The organism is uncultured Litoreibacter sp., from assembly GCF_947487515.1.
Lineage (GTDB): Bacteria > Pseudomonadota > Alphaproteobacteria > Rhodobacterales > Rhodobacteraceae > Litoreibacter.
Genome location: NZ_CANKWO010000003.1, coordinates 734846 through 752069 on the forward strand (window position 1 = coordinate 734846; position 17224 = coordinate 752069).

The 17224-nt window shown below is 56.3% G+C and carries 16 protein-coding genes; 10 read left to right on the top strand and 6 right to left on the bottom strand.

Features of this window, described 5'->3' with window-relative positions; translation table 11 throughout:
- Window positions 1-40 precede the first annotated feature (40 nt).
- From Q0746_RS13545 to Q0746_RS13565, 5 genes are all read right to left on the bottom strand, one after another.
- Window positions 41-469 carry a hypothetical protein gene (locus Q0746_RS13545; RefSeq protein ID WP_298261127.1) on the bottom strand — a complete coding sequence of 143 codons (429 nt, stop codon included), beginning with the start codon at window positions 467-469 and terminating at the stop codon, window positions 41-43.
- 215 nt (window positions 470-684) lie between these two features.
- Window positions 685-1641, bottom strand: coding sequence for a 2-hydroxyacid dehydrogenase (locus Q0746_RS13550; protein WP_298261129.1), 957 nt, complete (start codon window positions 1639-1641; stop codon window positions 685-687).
- Entirely contained in the window at window positions 1638-2486 is an 849-nt protein-coding gene (locus Q0746_RS13555) for a fumarylacetoacetate hydrolase family protein (protein ID WP_298261131.1), read from the bottom strand. The genes Q0746_RS13550 and Q0746_RS13555 overlap by 4 nt, the downstream gene beginning before the upstream one ends.
- 12 nt (window positions 2487-2498) lie before the next feature.
- Window positions 2499-4286 carry an IlvD/Edd family dehydratase gene (locus Q0746_RS13560; RefSeq protein ID WP_298261133.1) on the bottom strand — a complete coding sequence of 596 codons (1788 nt, stop codon included), beginning with the start codon at window positions 4284-4286 and terminating at the stop codon, window positions 2499-2501.
- A gap of 83 nt (window positions 4287-4369) precedes the next feature.
- On the bottom strand, window positions 4370-5116 hold the full coding sequence (locus tag Q0746_RS13565; protein ID WP_298261136.1) for an SDR family oxidoreductase: 747 nt from the start codon (window positions 5114-5116) through the stop codon (window positions 4370-4372).
- A 173-nt stretch (window positions 5117-5289) separates the two neighbouring features.
- Between Q0746_RS13565 and Q0746_RS13570 the strand changes: the two genes are divergently transcribed.
- Both Q0746_RS13570 and denD read left to right on the top strand, forming a co-directional pair.
- Window positions 5290-6174 (top strand): NAD(P)-dependent oxidoreductase, encoded by an 885-nt coding sequence (locus Q0746_RS13570; protein ID WP_298261138.1) that lies wholly within the window; start codon window positions 5290-5292, stop codon window positions 6172-6174.
- The gene (gene denD / locus Q0746_RS13575; protein ID WP_298261140.1) at window positions 6171-7142 is read left to right on the top strand and encodes a D-erythronate dehydrogenase; all 972 of its coding nucleotides are present in this window, start codon (window positions 6171-6173) and stop codon (window positions 7140-7142) included. Before Q0746_RS13570 ends, denD begins: the two co-directional genes overlap by 4 nt.
- Here the strand turns inward: denD and Q0746_RS13580 are convergent.
- Window positions 7139-7798 (bottom strand): GntR family transcriptional regulator, encoded by a 660-nt coding sequence (locus tag Q0746_RS13580; RefSeq protein WP_298261142.1) that lies wholly within the window; start codon window positions 7796-7798, stop codon window positions 7139-7141. The two genes, denD and Q0746_RS13580, sit on opposite strands and share 4 nt — an antisense overlap.
- Before the next feature lie 254 nt (window positions 7799-8052).
- Here Q0746_RS13580 and Q0746_RS13585 point away from each other — a divergent pair, with 254 nt between their 5' ends.
- The 8 genes from Q0746_RS13585 (at window position 8053) to Q0746_RS13620 (ending at window position 17204) form a co-directional block, all read left to right on the top strand.
- Complete coding sequence (locus Q0746_RS13585; protein ID WP_298261144.1) at window positions 8053-9078, top strand: TRAP transporter substrate-binding protein; 1026 nt, start codon at window positions 8053-8055, stop codon at window positions 9076-9078.
- A 135-nt stretch (window positions 9079-9213) separates the two neighbouring features.
- The gene (locus Q0746_RS13590; protein ID WP_298261146.1) at window positions 9214-10044 is read left to right on the top strand and encodes a TRAP transporter small permease; all 831 of its coding nucleotides are present in this window, start codon (window positions 9214-9216) and stop codon (window positions 10042-10044) included.
- A complete protein-coding gene (locus Q0746_RS13595) occupies window positions 10044-11675 on the top strand; it encodes a TRAP transporter large permease subunit (protein ID WP_298261149.1) in 1632 nt (543 codons plus the stop codon). The genes Q0746_RS13590 and Q0746_RS13595 overlap by 1 nt, the downstream gene beginning before the upstream one ends.
- A gap of 120 nt (window positions 11676-11795) precedes the next feature.
- Complete coding sequence (locus Q0746_RS13600) at window positions 11796-13298, top strand: altronate dehydratase family protein (protein WP_298261151.1); 1503 nt, start codon at window positions 11796-11798, stop codon at window positions 13296-13298.
- Window positions 13274-14287, top strand: coding sequence for a Gfo/Idh/MocA family oxidoreductase (locus tag Q0746_RS13605; protein ID WP_298261153.1), 1014 nt, complete (start codon window positions 13274-13276; stop codon window positions 14285-14287). The genes Q0746_RS13600 and Q0746_RS13605 overlap by 25 nt, the downstream gene beginning before the upstream one ends.
- On the top strand, window positions 14284-15387 hold the full coding sequence (locus tag Q0746_RS13610; RefSeq protein ID WP_298261155.1) for an FAD-dependent oxidoreductase: 1104 nt from the start codon (window positions 14284-14286) through the stop codon (window positions 15385-15387). Before Q0746_RS13605 ends, Q0746_RS13610 begins: the two co-directional genes overlap by 4 nt.
- 2 nt (window positions 15388-15389) lie before the next feature.
- On the top strand, window positions 15390-16271 hold the full coding sequence (locus tag Q0746_RS13615) for an NAD(P)-dependent oxidoreductase (protein ID WP_298261156.1): 882 nt from the start codon (window positions 15390-15392) through the stop codon (window positions 16269-16271).
- A gap of 3 nt (window positions 16272-16274) precedes the next feature.
- The gene (locus Q0746_RS13620; RefSeq protein ID WP_298261158.1) at window positions 16275-17204 is read left to right on the top strand and encodes a DMT family transporter; all 930 of its coding nucleotides are present in this window, start codon (window positions 16275-16277) and stop codon (window positions 17202-17204) included.
- Window positions 17205-17224: the final 20 nt, after the last annotated feature.

Genomic DNA, 17224 nt, shown 5'->3' on the forward strand with positions numbered 1-17224 from the left:
CTGACAACAGCGGGGCCTTTAAATTGTTCAAGCCTAGGGCTTATTCGGCAACTTCATCGCCGTTACCGTCGCCGGAAAGCTCGTAGCATTCCGGTGCTTCACCCGTTTCAGGGGAGCCAAAGCCGCCTTTGTAGTTTTCGTTGAACGTCGATTTGAAGCACAATGTCATCTCGGCCAACAAGGTCACTTCCTTCTCTTCACCCGGGGCGATCGGGCCGGAGGACCAGCTGTCGTCAATTGCGGTGACGTCGTGGATTTCGTCTTCTTGGTTCTTAACCGTGATTGTTTGCCCAACGCTTGCCAAAATCAGGGGTGGGAAAAACACACCGCCACGAATGTCGACGTGACGCTCGTTGATCGGATCGTCGTAGCCGGTGACTTCGTCTTCGTTGCTCACATCTTCTGCGGCAGCAACACCAGCGGTGAGTGCAACGGCGCAGGCTGCACAGCTCATTACAAATTTACGCATTTCAAATTCCTCACGGGTTACGCATTGGCGATTCTTTGCCAGTTATCTGAACGCTGTGATGCCAAAAGATTGGGGCAAGAGTGGGGCGTTAACCATGCGAATTGGAAACAACGTGTTGCTGAATCGGGAACAACCTATGCCGAGGTAGAAACCCAAAAGGGGCCGACATCTCTGCCAGCCCCCCCGTGAATGCATTGTGACGCACTAACCTTGTTTCAAAGGTGAGCACATTCTGGAATTGGGGTGATCAGAGTTCCATCCGCTTTCCATTGCAGTAAATTGTCAACGGTCAGCGCCCCCATCGCCGCGCGGGTCTCGCGGGTGGCGGATCCAACATGTGGCAGAAGGATTGTGCGCGCGGAGGTTTTCAACGCGTTAGGGATATGCGGCTCGCCTTCGAACACATCAAGGCCTGCACAGCCCAGCTTGCCGCTGTCCAACGCCGCAATTAAGGCGGCCTCGTCCACGACGCTGCCACGCGAGACGTTAATCAACATGCCCTCCGGCCCCAAGGCCTCCAACACTTCCCTATTCACGATCTTATCGGTCGAGGCCCCTCCAGGGGTGATGCACACCAGCACATCGCAATCAGCGGCCATTTCAACAAGGTTACTATAGTAGTCAAAGGGGACGTCCTTTTTGCTTCGGGTGTGGTAGACGATCTTTGCGTCGAAGATCGACAGGCGTTTCGCGATCTCCTGACCAATGCGTCCCAATCCCAAGATGCCAATTGTCTTGCCATCAGGCGAGCGCGTCAAAGGGGCATTGCCCTGCATTTCCCAATCGCCAGAACGCGCCCAAGCCTCATCGCGCCGAAACTCGCGCATGCCGGCAAGCAACAGAAGCAAAGCTGTATTTGCGACTTCACCATTCAGCACATTCGGGGTGTGTGACACCTTGATGCCACGGGCCACACAGGCGTCGGTGTCGACCGCGTCATAACCCACGCCATATCCCGCAGCAGCTTTCAAATTGGGCAGGGCGGCCATGACGGAAGGTGGGATGCCGTGATGCCCGTTGGTCATGACGACTTCGGTCACGGCGCCATGCTCTTTGGCCCATAGGTCCAGATCAGCGATCTCGTCGAGCCGGTGAATGGTGAATTCTGTCGTTAGCCGTGACAGCATCTCATCGGTTGCATCACCGATCATCAGCAAATTGGGGGTACTCATGTGTCTTGCCCCACTGTTTGGCGTTGCATCCCGAGGCCCTCAATCGTGAGCTCCATCACATCGCCGGATTTCAGGAACACTGGGTCCGGTTTGATTCCAAGCCCGACACCTGGGGGAGTCCCCGTGGTGATCACATCACCTGGATGCAGGGTCATCAAAGAGGACAGGTGTTCAATGATCTGTGCCACGGTGAAGATCATTGTGTTGGTGTTTCCGGTTTGCATGCGCTTGCCGTTCACATCCAACGACATGGCAAGGTTTTGCACGTCGCCGACCTCATCCTTGGTGACAAGCCACGGGCCGGTTGGCCCAAAAGTGTCACAGGATTTTCCTTTCGTCCATTGGCCGGTCAACTGTGTTTGGTAATGGCGCTCTGACACATCATTCACCACGCAGTATCCCGCGACATAGTCCAAAGCATCTGTTTCGCTGACGTATTTGCACTGCGTCCCAATGACGACGCCCAGCTCAACCTCCCAGTCCGTATGGGTGGAGCCACGCGGCATAATCACATCATCATAGGCCCCCACAATCGCTGAGTTCGCTTTAAAGAATAAAATTGGATGCTCGGGGATGTCGGCCCCTGTTTCTGCTGCGTGGTCAGAGTAGTTCAGCCCGATGCACAAAAACTTGCCAATACTGCCCACGCATGCGCCCAAACGAGGGGTGCCATCCACTTTGGGGAGGCTGCTGGCGTCGAGGCCGCGCAGCGTCGACAAGGTTGCCTCTCCCAGATGCGCGCCATCAATGTCACTGACATGGGCACTAAGATCCCGCAGCTCTCCGTTGGCATCGATCAGGCCCGGCTTCTCTGCGCCCACCGCGCCGTAACGTACAAGTTTCATGTCAAATGCTCCCTAGTGGTTGTCGCGCGGCATGTATTTGCGAGCGATGTCTTGATAATTTGTGGCCCCGTCTAGGGTCATGCCTTCTGAGAAAGGGCGCACCATGTTTCGGAAAATTTCCTGCCAAGGCGTCTGGCTGTCCGGCACGTCAATTGAACCATTCACCAGCGCTTCGGCTCGTTTCTTTAGCTCGTCGTCAGCCACCAGCATGTCGGCGGTGCATTTCCCCAGATCAATCCGAATGCGGTCACCGGTTTGGACCAGTGCCAAACCACCCCCATCAGCCGCCTCAGGGGAGGCATTTAATATAGACGGGCTACCTGATGTTCCCGACTGGCGGCCATCCCCCACACAAGGCAGGGCGTGAACGCCTTTTTTCAGCAGATGAGACGGGGGCCGCATGTTCACGACCTCTGCTCCGCCCGGATAGCCCTTCGGACCCGCACCACGCATGATCAAAATGCAGTGCTCGTCAATTGCAAGGCTCTCGTCATCAATCTTCCGGTGAAAGTCCTCGGGGCCGTCAAAAACGACCGCGCGGCCTTCAAAGGCATTGGGGTCGTTCGCGTTTGAGAGATACCGGTCGCGAAACTCGTCCGAAATGACGCTGGTTTTCATAATGGCTGAATCGAATAGATTTCCTTTGAGATTGATAAATCCGGCGTCCGTCAACATCGGTTCCGTTGCAGAGTAAATCACATCGTCATTGCCGGTTCGAAGCTCGCCACAGTTCTCAGCCACTGTCTTGCCATTTGCGGTCACAACATTCGGATGCGGTAACAATCCGGCCCGAAGCAATTCGCCAATGACGGCCGGAACACCGCCTGCACGGTGATAGTCCTCGCCCAGATATTTGCCCGCCGGTTGCAAGTTCACCAGCAACGGAATCTGATGGCCAATGCTTTGCCAATCATCGTTGGTTAGCTCAATGCCTAAGTGTTTTGCGACGCCGTTCAAATGAATGGGCGCATTGGTCGATCCACCAATGGCGGAGTTGACAACGATAGCGTTTTCAAAGGCTTCCTTGGTCATGATGTCGGAGGGACGTAGGTCTTCATTGACCATTTCAACGATACGCTGCCCTGTGTGATAGCTGATTTGCCCGCGTTCGCGATAGGGCGCTGGGATTGCGGCGGAGCCGGGCAATTGCATGCCCAAGGCTTCCGCCAAGGAATTCATCGTCGTGGCAGTGCCCATGGTGTTGCAATACCCCACGGAGGGCGTCGATGAGGCGACCAAATCCATGAAGCCATCGTCGTCAATCTCGCCTGCAGCCTGCATCTCGCGGGCCTTCCAAACAATGGTGCCAGAGCCTGTGCGCTCACCGTTGAACCAGCCATTCAGCATGGGGCCCACGCTCAGTGCAATCGCGGGGATGTTCACCGTAGCGGCGGCCATAAGTAGGGCAGGGGTGGTCTTGTCACACCCAATGTTCAGAACCACCCCGTCAATCGGGTACCCAAATAGCGTCTCGACCAAGGAAAGATACGCAAGGTTGCGGTCCAGCATCGCAGTCGGGCGCTTACCTGTTTCCTGAATAGGATGAACCGGTATTTCGATGACCGTCCCGCCTGCAGCAATCACCCCGTCACGAACGCGTTTGGTCAGCTCAATATGATGGCGGTTGCATGGGCTCAGGTCAGAACCTGTCTGGGCAATTCCAATGATGGGTTTGCCCGATTGCAGCTCTTCCCTTGTTAGCCCGTAATTCAAATACCGCTCTAAATACAGCGCGGTCATCTCTTGATTGTCAGGGTTGTTGAACCACTGCTGCGATCTTAGTTTCGATTTCTCGGCCATCTATACATCCCGTTAAGGTTCACGCGCGCCTGACACAGCAACGCCCCTATTTCCATTTGGTAACAAATACTCAAAAAGTGGCTTTACCCCGACCACCCACCGTCGATGACATGTGGCTGACCGGTCGTAAACGCACTCTCATCGCTCGCCAAATAGACCACAAGTGCGGCGATCTCTTCGGCGGTGGCCACGCGTCCCATTGGCTGTCGCGAAACGAACTGTGCTTTGGCCTCTTCATAGCTGCCCAGCTGCGCGCCCAACGCCGTCACGCGGTCGTGCCAGCTGGGCGTCTCAACCGTGCCTGGGCAGATGCAATTGCAGCGAATGCCTTTGGTGATGTAATCGACCGCAATGGACTTCGTCATCCCGATTACCGCGGCTTTTGAGGTCCCGTATATGAAGCGGTTTGGCGCGCCGATGATTGATGACAGCGCGCTCGACATGTTGATGATCGACCCTCCGCCGCGTTCCAACATTCCGGGCAAAGCAGCTTGCGCCATGCGCCACATGGCCTTCACATTCAGGTCAAACGCGAAGTCCCATTCGTCTTCCGTGGCCTCCAAGACCGTGCCCGTGTGAACGAAGCCTGCGCAGTTGAACAAGACGTCCGGTTGCGCTCTTGAAATGCCCGCTTTTACCGACGCCAAATCGCACACATCCAAGACGAAAGTTTCAATGTTATCGTGTTGTAGATCTTTCAAGGCATCGGCACTAACATCCGTTGCGAAGACCTTCGCACCTTCATCTGCCATGGCTAGAGCTGATGCGCGACCGATCCCCTGGGCCGCGGCGGTGACTATTGCCGTTTTTCCATCAAGCCTTTGTTTCATAGAAGTAATTTCTCTCTATACCGGCGGAGGTTTGGGTGGCTTAGAAGCCGGTTTTGCTCATGCTTCACGTCAAGGCCTAGCTCCAATTTTCTGAAGCTTCAACTCTTTTCACTCCCATTCGCTTCGCCTAATGTTACCGATAACAGAAACCATAAGCTCTGATAGGGACCAGAATGCCAGACCAAAGAATTGCACTTTTAGGCACCGGACTGATGGGCGCTCCCATGGCTCGGAATATCGCGAAATCAGGCGTTCAGCTCAGCGTTTGGAACCGCACGCGCAGCAAGGCAGATCCGCTGGCAGAGGTTGGCGCAACCGTGCATGACACAGTCGCCGAGACCGTCGCCGAGGCGGATGTTGTGATCTCGATGCTGGCGGATGGGGTCGCTGTTGGTCGCATGGTGATGGACGCCGAGATTACCGGCGCCATGTCACCCGGGGCCATTTGGATTGATATGTCGTCGGCCAAGCCGGAAGAGGCGCGCGCGCAGGCCGCGCATCTGGCGTCCCTTGGGCTCGGTCATTTGGATGCGCCGGTGTCAGGGGGCACCCTTGGTGCTGAAGACGCAACATTGGCCATTATGGCCGGCGGGACTGCGGATGTTTTCGACAAAGTCGCGCCGCTTCTCAAAACTATGGGGCGGCCTGTTCATGTCGGCCCGACGGGGTCGGGGCAGCTGTCCAAACTGGCCAACCAAGCGATTGTTGCGGTGACCATCGCGGCGGTCGCAGAGGCTATGTTATTGGTGCAAAAAGGGGGCGCTGATCCGGCGGCGGTGCGGGCAGCCCTCAAGGGTGGCTTCGCCGATAGCACGATCTTGCAACAACACGGAGAACGGATGACCACTGGAAACTTTGCCCCAGGTGGCTTGTCGAAATTCCAGCTCAAAGACCTCGACAATCTGATCAATGAATCCTCTCAACTGGGTTTGAGCCTGCCAGTGGCCGAAATGACCCGTGACCGCTTCGCCGATTTTTGTGAGACAATGAACGGTGCAGATCAGGATCACTCCGGCCTGTATCTAGAGCTGCTTAAGCGCAACGGATTTGACACATGAGGGCCCTGATCCTTGGCGGTGGTGGCATGGTTGGTCAGAGACTGGCTCAGCACATTTCGCTAAACGGGTTAGGGGGGCAACCCGTCGATATCACGCTACATGACATTGCCTTCCCGCCGGTCAAGATCGCCAAATGTACGCAAGTCATTGGGTCGATCGCTGACAAAGGCGTGGCGCAGGCCCTCGCAAAAACAAAACCGGATGTGATTTTCCACCTCGCTTCCATCGTGTCGGGCGAGGCAGAAGCCGATTTCACCAAAGGCTGGGCGGTGAACATGCATCCCACGTGGGAGCTTCTCGAAGGGCTGCGCGCGGAACAGGAAAGCGACGCAAGCTACCGCCCGCGCGTTGTGTTTACCTCTTCGATTGCTGTGTTTGGGGGGCCGTATCCCGACAAAATAGGCGATGATTTCCTAACGGCGCCTCAAACCAGCTACGGGGCCCAGAAATTGATTTGCGAGGCCATGATTTCGGACTTTTCGCGCAAGGGCTTCATCGATGGCATATCCATTCGCCTGCCAACGATTTGTGTGCGTCCGGGTAAGCCAAATGCCGCAGCGTCGTCGTTCTTTTCAGGGATTATCCGTGAACCTTTGAACGGGCAGGAGGCGATACTTCCGGTTTCCGATGCCACGCGCCATTGGCACGCAAGCCCGCGATCTGCGGTCAAGTTCCTCACCCATGCGGCGACGATTGACACAGAGTTGCTGCAAGGACGTCGCGCCCTCAACCTGCCCGGCGTAAGCTGTACTGTGGCCGAACAGATCGAAGCGTTGCGCGATCTCGCTGGGAACGACGTGGTGAGCCTTATCAAACCACAGCCCGATTCCGTGATTGGGAAAATCGTCGAGGGGTGGCCTCGTGATTTCGAACCGGACCGTGCGCGGGCATTGGGCTTTTCGGCCGAGGTCAATTTCAAAGAGATCATTCAGGTCTATTTGAACGACGACCTTCCGAAGCCCGCCTAGTTGAGCATATTGCGCGCAAGGTGGTCGCGGATGTGCTTGCGGCACGATGGTTCGTCGCGTGCAAGGGCCGCTTCCAGAATGGCGCGGTGCTCTTCTATGTTTTCGATGTAGTAGCCATAATTGGTGTCACGGGACACCAGTTGTTGGCGAAACTGGTCGTAAATTGTCTTGTAGGTCTCGCGTAGCAAGGGGGACTGGCAGGCCGAAATCAGCGTGTCGTGAAATTCCCATTCAGCATTCGACCAAAGGGCCAAAACATGCACAACCGTGCCCGCACGGCGGACTTCGCTTTCAATATGACTGATCTTGTGGTGGGCCGCAGACAGGCGGGCTTCCCATTCGATATCGCCGTGTTTCATCGACAGGCTGGCCCCTTCTTGTTCCAGCAAGATTCGGAACTGAGTGAGGTCATGTTGACGTTCTTTGGACGTGCGGCGGGCCCGAAATCCGCGCTGCTCCTCAAAGGCGACAAGCCCAGCGGTGGACAGTCGAAACAACACCTCGCGGATGGTATTTGCAGAGCAGCCGTAGGTTTGGCGGAGTTCCTCAGACTTGAGTTTTTCGCCGTGACCGAATTGCGCTGTGACTAATTTTCTGTGAAGATCATCATATATTGCTGGGGTTTCCATCTTCGAGCGGGTCGGTGTGTCGGTCATAAAGGCCTCTTTGAATTCTATCAGCGCCCTCGCGAATTTCCCGCAAGTTCACATCGCGACTGTTGTGGCGATGGAGTGTTCTCTACCTGATTTAATTTTGAAATTATAGCAAAATTTCAAGATTCACGAAAAAATAGAATTTTTGTTGGCAGCTACGGATTCGGTTGCTAGGGTCATCGAACGCAGGGTCTGAATACGGGTAACCGTAGACGACCCGATTTGCGGGAACGATAAAATTCGTCTGGGAGGACACCATGAAATTTATGAAAACCGCCGCGAGCTCTGTCGCTGCACTGGCCCTACTGGCCTCAGGCGCAATCGCTGACGGCCACGCCAGCACAAAATTGCGCATCCAAACGCACTATGCGCCTGAAACCGTATCCGGCAAACTGGCCGCTCAATACATCGACGACATTCAGCAGATGTCCGGCGGTGCTATCGAAGTCGAAATGTTCTATTCGTCTTCCGTTGTCAAATCGGTTGAGACATTCGACGCGGCCGCTTCTGGCATTGTTGACTGCGACATGACCGGTGGTGGCTACCAAACCGGTAAAAACTCCGCGTTCCAATTCGTGGGCGACATCATGGGCGGCTATGACACGCCTTACCAACAGCTGAGCTGGTTGTACTACGGCGGCGGTCGTGAAGCGGCTGCACCTTTGTACAACAAATACGGCATGGAGCTGATCGGCTGGTGGATCTACGGCCAAGAATCCTTCGCTTCTGGCAAGCCAATCGAAAAAGTGGCTGACTTCAAAGACTGGAAATTCCGTTCCCCCCCCGGCATGGAAACAAAGATCTTTGAAAAGCTGGGCGCCAAGCCAATCGTGATGGATTTCACCGAGATCTTTACCGCGCTTGAAACAGGTATCATCGATGGTGCTGATGCATCCGGTCTGGCCAACAACGTGGGTCTGGGTCTGTATGACATCGTAAAATATGCCAACTTCCCTGGCTTCCACTCGATGCCGTCTGATCACCTTGCATGTAACAAGGCCGTCTTCGATGCGATGCCGCCTGCGCACCAGCGCATCATGAAAGTCGGCATGGAAGCTTTGGCGCTTCGCACAGCGCTGACATTCGAGAAGAAGAACGCAGAAGCCGCAGCAGAGCTGCGTGCCCAAGGCGTTACACTGTCTCAGTGGGCTCCTGAAGACCTGCAAGAGTTCCGCAATGCTGCTCAAGCGACATGGCCGGAATTTGCCGACACTCCTGAGGCCAAAGCTTTGGTAGAGTCGCATCTTTCCTATCTGACGCAGCTGGGCCTCGTCAGCAAATAAGATCAAACAGGAAGGGCGGCCCATCTTAGCCGCCCTTCTCATTGGGTCTTAATGCACTAGGCTACATCCGAATAAATCGAGATTGAAAATGGGTGGCCTGCACAGATGTGTGCGGCCATTAGGGGGAGAAATTACGTGGATCAGAAATCTGGCACGCTTGTTGAGTGGCTTGTGCCCTTGGCATTCATTGTCTGCTCGGCTTGGATGATCTGGCATATGCCAGCGTTCATTCTTGACTGGGGCGGACACGGTGATCAACTCGCCGCTCACTTTGAACGCACCGACCTTGCGCCCGGCGTACCGGTGATCATAGGGCAATACATTGATCTGATCGATGTGTTGGCGTTGATCGGCATACCGGCCACGGCCGTTTGGGGCGTAATGACCGTGCGCCGCGCAGGGATGGAATTCGAGGCATGGGGTCCATTGGACCGCCTGTCGGTCTTCATTGGCCGCGTCACCATGCTGCTCATCGTTTTGCTGACTTGCGTTATGCTCTACGAGGTTTTTGTGCGCTACGTTCTGGACGCAGGCACGCTTTGGGCGAATGAGCTGTCGTTGTGGTTGGCATGTTTTGTGTTTCTATGCGCGGGGCTCTACGCCATGCAGCAGCGCAGCCATATTCGTATTTTCTTGCTCTATGACATCTTGCCGCGTCCCTTGCAGCGGGTTTGCGACGTCATCTCCACGACGCTGATCGTGATGTTCGCCTTCTTCTTGATTTATGGCGGCTACGGAGAGGCCTTCCAAAAGTTTGGTCGCTGGGAGCTGTTTGGCTCGGCATTCAATCCGCCCATTCCTGCAACGGTGAAGCCGACAGTGCTGATTGTTGTGGCTTTGGTGGCGGTTCAGGCAGTGGTCAATCTAATCTCTGACTGGAACGCCGAACCTGTGACCCATTCAGCCGCAGACGACATTGATGAAGAAGAAATCGAACGGCTGAAAAAAGCCGTGGGGGCAAAATAATGGATATCGGTACAATTTCTATGGTTCTAATGTTGGGCCTGCTGGTGCTGCTTGCGATTGGCATGCCATTGGGAATGGCCTCAGCCATTCTGGCGGTGCTGGTCCTTGTAATGAAGTTTGAGCCAGCGCTTCTCTCCGCACCTTGGACGTTCGGGGACGGGATACTCACCGGAAGGGCAGGCTCGGGGCCGTTAAACATTCTGGCCCAGAAGATATACGGGCTTTTAACGGACTATGTGCTCATATCCATTCCGTTGTTCATCTTTATGGCGTCGCTGTTGGAGCGCTCCGGCATTGCTAAGGACATGTATTCGTCTTTGAACATCTGGCTGAACCACACCCGTGGCGGTATTGCGATTGTGACATCCATCATGGCGGTGATCATGGCAGCCATGTCCGGTATCATCGGCGGCGAAGTGGTTCTGCTTGGGCTTATTGCACTGCCACAGATGCTGCGGCTTGGGTACAATCAGAACCTAGCCATCGGGACGATTTGTGCGTCGGGCAGCCTTGGGACGATGATCCCGCCGTCCATCGTGCTGATCATCTACGGGCTGATCACCGAGACGTCGATCAAGGCGCTGTTCACCGCGTCGTTCTTGCCGGGCTTTATGCTGGCGTCTTTCATCATCATCTACATCATCGTGCGCACGCAACTGCGCCCGCAAGATGCACCCTTGCCGGAGCCCGTCGAAGGCGAGCCGCGCGGCTGGGCCAAACTGGCTTTGTTCGGGGCGTTTATGTCGGTGTTGGTTGCTGGCTTCTCGGCAGTACTGTTCTTGCGTGCATTGTTCTTCACCGCCACTGGGCAGAATATCGACAAGGGGGATGGAGTTGATCCGATCTTCTGGGGAACCGCGGATTACGTGCCGTGGTTTGCGGGGCTGGTCGCGATTTCCTTGCTGTTGATTTTCTTCGCCTTCGGTCGCGAACGGACCAAAACCGGTTGGGACATGGGCAAAGGTCTTGTGCCGCCGATCGTGGTGATCGGGGTTGTGCTTGGCTCTATCTACGGGGGGATCACAGGGATCACCGAAGCCGCGGGGATGGGTGCATTTGCGGTGTTTGTGATTGCGGTGTTACGCGGTGAGGCGTCAAGTGATCTGGTTTGGGACTCGCTGATGCGGACGCTCAAATCCACGGGCACCATCATCTGGGTGACAATTGGCGCGGCGGCCTTGGCGGGGGCCTACACCATCGCAGGCGGTCCGACCTATGTCGCTGACTTTATCGTGGGCTCTGACTTGCCGACGATGGGGATCATTCTGGCGATGATGGTGATTTTGCTGTTCATGGGGGCATTCATGGATTGGGTCGGCATTGTGCTGCTGATCATTCCGGTGTTCTTGCCGATTGTTCAGCGCCTTCCGATTGAAGAGATCGGCCTGTTTGGCGAGCTGAACCCGCGTCACGTGGCAATCTGGTTCGGGGTGGTGTTCTGTATGAACATGCAGGTGAGCTTCTTGTCTCCTCCCTTCGGGCCAGCGGCCTTCTACCTGAAATCGGTAGCGCCTGCGCATATCTCGTTGACGGATATCTTCAAAGGCTTCCTGCCCTTCATCGGTATTCAGCTGATCGCTCTGTCGGTCTTGTTGATTTACCCGCCCATTGTGTCGCTTCTGCTGCCATAGCAAAACGTGACATAAGCAAGACAACAACATCGGCCGCGCCCCTTCCAAAAGAGGCGCGGCCTACCTTGGTTCCTTAGGCCACGAAACCTGCCCCGTAGGCCAATAGCAAAAGCAGACCCTATGAAAGACTTCATTCGCCTAGATGCCGACGACAATGTGGTTACTGCCTCACGTGTCTTGGAGGCAGGGGCATTGGTGGAAAACACCGCCACTACCACATTGATCCCCTCGGGACATAAGATCGCCACGCACGCGATTGCCGAAGGGGCACAGATACGCAAATACGCCCAAATGATCGGCGTGGCGTCTTGCGACATTGCGGCAGGTGATCATGTTCACACCCATAATTGCGACTTTGCCCCGACAGCGCAAAGCTACGAATTTGGCACTGACATGCGTCCCGTCGTTGCGGGAAACGGCGACAGCTTCATGGGATACCGCCGCGACAATGGCGGTGTTGGCACGCGGAACTATATCGCGATCGTCACCTCGGTGAATTGCTCGGCCACCGCGGCGCGCCGCATTGCCGATTATTTTACGCCCGAACGTCTGGCGGATTACCCCAATGTTGATGGGGTCTGCGCCTTCGTGCATGGAACGGGCTGCGGCATGGCGGGTGATGGCGACGGCTTTGAGGCGTTGCAACGCGTTATGTGGGGCTATGCGCGACACCCCAACCATGCCGGCGTGTTGATGGTGGGTTTGGGCTGCGAGATGAACCAAATTGACTGGCTGCTGGACGCCTATGGGTTGAAGCAAAGTGACAGCTTTCAGGTGATGAACATCCAAGGGGTCGCGGGGCTGCAAAAGACCATTGAGTTGGGCATCAAGAAGGTAGAGGCGATGCTTCCCATGGCCAATCGCGCGACGCGGGTGGAATGCCCCGTGTCGGAGTTGAAGGTGGCGCTGCAATGCGGTGGCTCGGATGCTTGGTCCGGCGTCACGGCCAATCCGGCGCTGGGGTATGCGTGTGACTTGCTTGTCGCCCAAGGGGGGACGGGCGTGCTGGCAGAGACGCCAGAAATCTACGGAGCCGAGCATCTTTTGACCCGCCGCGCTGTTTCACCAGCGGTAGGCGAAAGGCTGGTCGGCCTGATCGACTGGTGGAAAGATTACACCGAACGCAATCGTGGCTCGATGGACAATAACCCAAGTCCCGGAAACAAGAAGGGTGGGCTGACCACCATTTTGGAGAAATCCTTGGGGGCCGCGGCCAAGGGCGGAACCTCGCCGCTGACGGGGGTGTATAAATACGCGGAACCGGTCACGGCCAAAGGTTTCACCTTTATGGACAGTCCTGGATATGATCCGGCCGCAGTGACGGGGCAAATAGCAGGCGGGTGCCAGCTGGTGGTGTTTACCACGGGGCGCGGTTCGGCATTTGGCTCGAAGCCCAGCCCGACAATTAAGGTCTCGACCAATACAGAAATGTACCGCCGGATGGCCGACGACATGGACATCAATGCAGGCGACATGCTGACCGAAGGTGTGACACTGGAGCAAAAAGGGCGCGAAATCTACGCGTTGATCTTGGCTGTCGCCTCTGGGGAGGCGTCGAAATCCGAGGCTCAGGGCTTGGGCGACTATGAGTTTGTCCCATGGCAGATTGGCGCGGTCATGTAATGAAGCTGCTGATTGCGGGCATAGGGTTGATCGGGGCGCGCCATTTGCAGCACGCCCTGCAGATTCCGCAGATTGATGTGGTCGGTGTCATCGACCCGCAACTGACGCAAGCCGAGGTGGCGCATTTCGCCTCCATAGACGCCGTGGATGTAGAGGCAGACGCCATCGTGATCGCCACCCCGTCCCATTTACATGCAGAGCACGCCGAAGCCGCTGCCGCGCGCGGCTGGCATATGCTGATCGAGAAACCGGTGGCACATTCGCTAGAGGCCGCAGACAGGATCATCGCCGCCACGCAACGGGCTGGGGTTCACACGTTGGTGGGGCATCACCGCCGTCACCACGCGGCAGTGACGAAGGTGAAAGCGTTGCTGCAGGAAGGACGTATCGGTGCACCGGTGCTTGCGTCGATGATCTGGGCAATGAAGAAACCGGATGACTATTTTGACGTGCCTTGGCGGGCGGGCCCTGATGGATCGCCAGTGATGATAAACTTGGTACATGAGGTCGACTTGCTACGGTTTCTCTTTGGAGATGCCGTCGCCGTTCAGGGCATCGGCACCAATGCTCATCGAGGAGCTGCCCGTGTCGAAAGCGGGGTGGCGCTCTTGCAGTTTGAAAATGGTGTGACCGCGAGCATTGGGTTTTCTGACGCAACCGCCAGCCCATATGGCTTTGAGGCGGGCACCGGAGAGAACCCCAATATCGCCACTACAGGTGAGGACTATTTACGTATTTGTGGCACCAATGGCGCTTTGGGCTTTCCCTCACTTACGCTTTGGGGCGGCGCTGCGGACTGGTCCGAGACCCCAATGGTCACGACACCCGCACCGGTCTCAAATGTACCGCTTGTCGCGCAGCTCAATCATTTTTGTGACGTGTGCAACGGGCGGGCCTTGCCGTTGATTTCGGCATTGGAGGGGCGCAAGACCTTGGAAACGACACTTGCGATTGAAGCCGCTGTTGCCCCCAAGCGGGGGCTGACATGAAGATCGCGGTGATAGGTCGGGGCCTGTGGGGGGCTGCAGCCGCGCGGCATTTGGCCTTGTCGGGCGCGGATGTGACTTTGATCGGCCCAAGTGAGCCTGTAGATAAAACCGCCCATCCCGGTGTGTTCGGCTCGCATTACGATGAAGGGCGAATAACCCGCAAGAATGCTTCGGATCCATACTGGGCGCGCATCTCTATTGCCTCGATTGACCGCTACGCCGAGATAGAGGCGCAAAGCGGTATAGGTTTCTATACAGAAGCGGGGGCTGTCTTGGCCGGAGGGGCAGACTACATGGCTCTGGTCGAGGCCAGTCGGGCGGCGTGTGACATCTCTTGCGATATGTTGGACCGTGCCGCGTTGGCGCAACGCTTCGCGTTTTTCGACTTCCCTGATCACTTTACTGGATATCACGAAGTGACCCGTGCCGGTCATATTAGCCCGCGACGCCTTGTAGAGGCGCAAACCAAGGCTGCGCAAAACTTAGGTGCGAAACTATTGCCAGAGACGGTGGATGGTATCAACGAGCGTCCCAACACCGTCGAGGTGATCACCGCGCACGGGCGCCATAGCTTTGATCAGGTGCTGGTCGCGGCGGGCTACAACACAGACAGGGTTCTGGGGCGCGATGCCCAACTGCAGGTTTTCGCCCGAACGATTGCCTTCTTTGAAGTCCCGCCGGCAGAAGCCCTGAGGCTGAAGTCGATGCCAACTTTGATCTATGAGGCTGCTGAGGACCCGTATCTTTTGCCGCCAATCAAATACCCTGACGGAAAGCTCTACATCAAGCTGGGGGGCGATCCCGATGATGTTCCCTTGTCTAGTGAAAAGGATGTTGGCGATTGGTTCCGTTCGGGGGGAAATCGCGCGGTTCGCGATCATCAGGCGGGCATTTTGCGCAGTCTTATGCCCGACTTGAATTTTACGTCCCTCAGCATGGGGGCCTGCGTGACCAGCTGGACGAAAGATCGCCGTCCCGAGGTGGCACGCCTGTCCAATCGGCTTTCTGTTTGCACAGGCGGCAATGGGGCAGGGGCGAAATGCAGCGATGAAATAGGCCGCTTAGGGGCGGCGTTGATACTTGAGGAAACTGGAGATTGAAAATGAGTAAAATTGGCTTTATCGGCCTCGGCCTTATGGGCGGGGCGATGGTGGGACGTTTGCAAGATCAAGGCCACGAACTTGTGGTTTTGGGCAACCGCGACCGGACCTATATCGACCAAGCGATCGCGCGCGGCGCCACGGAGGTTGGCACTGCACGCGACGTGGCAGAGGCCTGCGAGATTGTGATGTTGTGCATGGGCACGTCGGATCAGGTCGAGGGGCGCATGCTAGGCGATGAGGGAGTGATCGCAGGGTTGGCATCGGGGGCTACAGTCATCGATTTTGGCACATCTCTTCCAGCCTCAACCAAAGCTTTGGGCGTTCAGGTGGCCGCCGCGGGCGGGGCATATCTTGACGCGCCGCTGGGCCGCACACCTGCCCATGCGGTGGACGGATTGCTGAACATCATGTGTTCTGGTGACAAGGCTGCCTTTGACAAGGTGAAACCTGTGCTAGAGGACTTGGGCGAAAACGTATTTCATCTTGGTGCGCTCGGCTCCGGTCACACAATCAAGTTGATCAACAACTTTTTCGGGATGACCGTGGCCAATGCCATGGCTGAGGCCTTTGCGATGGCGGATGTCCAAGGGGTTGATCGCCAAGGCTTGTACGACGTGATGAGCGCAGGGCCGTTGCATTCGGGCATGATGGATTTCGTCAAAGGCTATGGTGTGGATGGGGACCCCGCGCAACTGGCTTTCGCCATCAAGAACGCCGCCAAAGATGTAGGGTACTACGCCCAGATGGCAGAAGATGCCGGTGTGAACTCCGTCATGTCGACGTCAACGCTGCACGCATTGAGCACGGCACGCGACGAGGGGCGTGGCGATGACATGGTATCGCAAATGGTGGACTTCTACGCCGAAAAACTGAAGCCATAGAAGATGAGCCGCGTCGCCATTCCCGCACTTGAAGACCGTGCAAGTCTTGGCATTGCCATGATTTTGGTGGCGTGGCTGTTCTTCTCAATGATCGACACATCGGTGAAATGGCTAGTGTTGGCAGGGCTTCCCGCGATGCAATTGGCATTCATGCGATATGTCGGTCACTTCTTCATATCGACTTGGTTGGTTATGCGCGGCGGCTTGGACGCGGAGCGCTTCCAGACCGACCGGTTGGGGCTGGTGCTGTTCCGCGCCTATTTGCTGACCTCCTCCACGGCGCTGAACTTCTTGGCCCTGCTGTATTTGCCGCTGACCGTAACGGCATCGATTATGTTTACCTCTCCGATTTTGGTGTGTTTGCTGGGTTGGCCCATGCTTGGGGAACGAGCTGGGCCGTGGCGGGTGTTCGGTATCGTGCTGGGGTTTGTGGGGGTGTTGGTCGTGATGCGCCCCTTCGGTGCCGAGTTTCACTGGGCTATGCTGTTGTCCTTGCATAACGCCTTGGCGATGGCGTTGTATTCGATCTTGACGCGCAAACTTGCAGGGGTGGTCTCGACAGAGATTATGCAATTCTACATGGGGCTGTTTGGCACCGCAGTGCTATTGCCGGTTGCCGTGTATTATTGGAGCAACCCGAGCACTGCGCTGGACTGGGTGTTGATGATCCTGCTGGGGGTGTTCGGCTGGGCAGGGCATGAACTTCTGACCCGCGCCCACCGCTTTGCCACGGCCAACACGCTAATGCCCTATGCCTATTTCTTTTTGCTGTTTTTGTCAGTTTCTGGCTATCTGATTTGGGGGCATCTTCCCGACAGACCAACGCTGATTGGTGCTGCGATTATCATCGGGTCGGGGTTGTTGATTTGGGTGCGCACCCGATTGCACAGCACGTCAAAGCAGGCCGCCACAAGGTCATCTGTATCCAAGTGATAGATAAGACAATTTACCCG